At 72.3% G+C, this 2,915-nt stretch carries 3 protein-coding genes and 1 pseudogene; all 4 read right to left on the reverse strand.

Annotated elements, in window-relative coordinates; translation table 11 throughout:
• The coding region (locus tag E1283_RS34605; RefSeq protein WP_132822128.1) for a DMT family transporter at positions 1-866 on the reverse strand (866 nt) is incomplete at its 3' end.
• A gap of 13 nt (positions 867-879) precedes the next feature.
• Positions 880-1,770 (reverse strand): FkbM family methyltransferase, encoded by an 891-nt coding sequence (locus tag E1283_RS34610; protein ID WP_132822129.1) that lies wholly within the window; start codon positions 1,768-1,770, stop codon positions 880-882.
• 286 nt (positions 1,771-2,056) lie between these two features.
• Positions 2,057-2,527 carry a pyridoxamine 5'-phosphate oxidase family protein gene (locus E1283_RS34615; RefSeq protein ID WP_132822130.1) on the reverse strand — a complete coding sequence of 157 codons (471 nt, stop codon included), beginning with the start codon at positions 2,525-2,527 and terminating at the stop codon, positions 2,057-2,059.
• A gap of 25 nt (positions 2,528-2,552) precedes the next feature.
• Positions 2,553-2,915, reverse strand: a pseudogene (locus tag E1283_RS34620) (SAM-dependent methyltransferase); the annotation flags it as partial.

A 2,915-nucleotide genomic window follows, 5' to 3' on the forward strand; every position in this document is an offset into this window, starting at 1 on the left:
GGGCTCCCCAGCTCCCCGCCCCGCAGGTTGCCGAGCGTGACCAGGCCGCCGGCGAAGAAGATCACCGCGCCGCCGACGACGATCTCCGGGGTCAGCGGCTCACCCCTCAGCGTCACCGCCAACAGGGCGGTGGCGCCCGGCTCCACGTAGGAGAGCACGCCGACCTCCAGGGCCGTCACCCGGCGCATCGCGCTCTGGTAGGCGATGCCCAGGCAGGCGGTGAGCACGACGCCGAGCAGCGCGAGCCTGGCCAGCTCGCTCTGGGTCACGACGGGCCTGGCGAGCAGGTACGTCGGGCTCAACACCAGGGCGGCCACGAACGTTTCGTAGAAGACCAGCGTGGTCGGGTCGACGTCGTCGGTGTAGCGCTTCAGGTAGATGACCAGCAGGGCGTAGGCGAGGGCGGAACCCGCGCCCAACGCCAGCCCGACGGGGCGCAGCTCGCCACCCTGCTCGCCGCGGGTGACGATGAGCGCGGTGGCGGCGACCGCCAGCGGGAGCGCCGTCAGCGAGAGCGGGCCCGGCCGCTCGCGCAGCAGCAGCGGCGCCAGGACGGCGATCATCACCGGCGCCGTCGAGGTCATCAGCACCGCGCTGATGATCGAGGTGTGCTGCAGCGCGGCGAAGCTCAGCCCCCACTGGACGGCGAGCAGCACCCCGGGCACCAGGATCACCCGCCCCGGATACCGCAGCAGCCGGCGGCGCCCGGAGAGCGGGAGCAGCACCGCGAGCGTCGCCGCCGCGATCGCCACCCGCCAGAAGGCGATGACCGTCGGCGGCAGGGTGAGACCGGCCACGATGAGGGTGACGATGCCGGAGCACGCCGTGCACAGCGCGACGGCGAGCACGGCGGTCGAGGACTTCACGTGGCCGCTCCGGCTAGGGAACCAGCAGGAGTTCGGTGCACTCGCGGCCCTGGTAGACCGCCCGCAGATCGCCGAGCGAGCCGGCGGGCCGCGTGATCGGCGCCCCGGCCTCGTCGAACGGCCGCCGCAGATCGACGAACGCGGTGTAGTGGGCGCGCACGGCGGCGCACAACTCGTCGTAGCCGCCGGAGAGTTCGAGGCCGTACGGCCAGAACTCGGCGACCGTGGGCACCTCCGCCGCGAGGAGGGAGCCGGCGCCGCGCAGCAGATGCGCCTCGTAGCCCTCGACGTCGATCCAGCACATCCCGATGTCCCCGGGCTCGACGCCCTCGGCGGCCAACAGGTCGTCCAGCCTGACCGCCTGGACGGCGATGGTGCGTGCCCACTCCGCGGGCAGGCCGTGCGGGTCCCGGGTGAGGATGTTGTTTCCCCGGTTCTTCTCGGAGAGCGCCAGGAGCACCTCGCCAGGACGGTCGGAGAGGGCGCGGCGCACGGCCGTCACCCGCTCCTGGATCCCGTTGGCGAGCAGGTTGTTCTGGAGCAGCACGAAGTTCTCCGGGTCCGGCTCCACGGCCAACGCGGTCCTCGCGTCGTACCGCAGCAGCGCCAGCAGGGTGGCGCTTCCGATGTTCGCCCCGAGATCCAGGAAGGTCTTTCCCGCCAGGTCGAACTTCTCCCCGTTGAGTTGCGACATCGCGCGGAAGGCGGCGTCCATGGCGGTTCTCTCGAAACTCCCGGTCGTGAAGATCTTTCGGCAGATCTCGCGGTCGTGGGTGTTGAGGTAATAGCGGATGTTGTCACGCTCGGCGACGATCACCGGAGTGATCGCGGCGGCCGACCTGAAGGCCAGGCCGCGCAACGGTGTGACGACGGATCTCGCGAAGGCGTCACTGAGCTTCGGCATGAGCCGGTTTCCCCCCTGTCGATGGCTGTGCCCGACAAGGCTTGCGCAGTTCCGCGAGACGCCTCAAGTGTGGACTGCTGTGCGACGGGTTCCGATTGCGCGGGGAATTCGCGCCGAGGTGAACAATTCCGCTCCTCGTTCGCGCTGATGACGGGCGTGCCGGGGGCGCGGCGCCGAGGAGTTCCCGTCGGCGGAACGGCTCCGAGGACGGCGGCGATTCATCCTTCCGGGTCCCGGGCAATGGCCATTGCTCGGCGCGGCCCGTTTCCGAATGCGGGCCCGCGCTTTACCGTTGGTTTCCCTCGTCGCGTTCCGCCGCGCGGCCGACGGCGTAGCCGAGGTCCTTCGCCACCAGCGAGGCCGGGCGCAGCCGCAGCCACCGGGTGCCCCGCGCGGCCGGGTCGTCGTGCAGGTAGCGGACGAACCGCTCGTCCCAGACCGACTCGTCGAGGCCCAGGTAGCGCACCAGCTTGCGCCGCCCGCGCGCCACGTCGAACGGCAGCAACTCGGCCCGGCCCCGCGCGATCACCTGCCGCACCAGGCCGGTCGCCAGGTCGCACTCGTCCACCACCAGCGCGACCGCGGGATCCTCCGCCACCCGCGCGGTGAGCCGGGCCCACGGCCCGGTCAGGATCCAGAACGCCCCGTCCTCCCACAGGAACCACACCGGCCGCACCGTCGGCCCGCTGGTCGCGATCCGCGCGGTGAGCGGCCGGCGCAGGAACTCGTCCACGTCGAACGGGGGCGGGGAGGCCATGCGGCCATCCTGCCAGGGCCCCGGCTCAGCCGGACGTCGGGCGCAGCACCAGGCTGACGAAGCCGAACGCGTCCCGGTAGCCGCGCAGCCAGCCGGCCCGGTGGGCGGTGGCCGTCTCCAACGCCTGTGCGCTGTCCGGGTCCTCCGGGTGGTCGAGGGCCCACGAGGCGACCGTGCCGGTCCAGGCCCACTCGTAGGCGTCGAGCTCGCGGCGGGAGCTGACATGCCCGTGCACGGGCGTCCAGCCGTCGGCGATCACGCCGTCCACGAGGGTCGGCAGGTCGGGGAGCTCACCGAAGATCTCGACGGCCTCGGCGGACGGCTCGCGCTCCCAGAACCCGTCCCCGATCAGCACCCGCCCACCCGGCGCCAGCTGCCGGCGGGCCGC

Source organism: Streptomyces hainanensis, from assembly GCF_004348415.1.
GTDB lineage: Bacteria > Actinomycetota > Actinomycetes > Streptomycetales > Streptomycetaceae > Streptomyces > Streptomyces hainanensis.

What these genes read in the sequence shown, in the direction of transcription:
- E1283_RS34610 (WP_132822129.1), bottom strand. Translation starts at nt 1,770, where the DNA reads ATGCCGAAGCTCAGTGACGCCTTCGCGAGATCCGTCGTCACACCGTTG.
- E1283_RS34615 (WP_132822130.1), bottom strand. Translation starts at nt 2,527, where the DNA reads ATGGCCTCCCCGCCCCCGTTCGACGTGGACGAGTTCCTGCGCCGGCCG.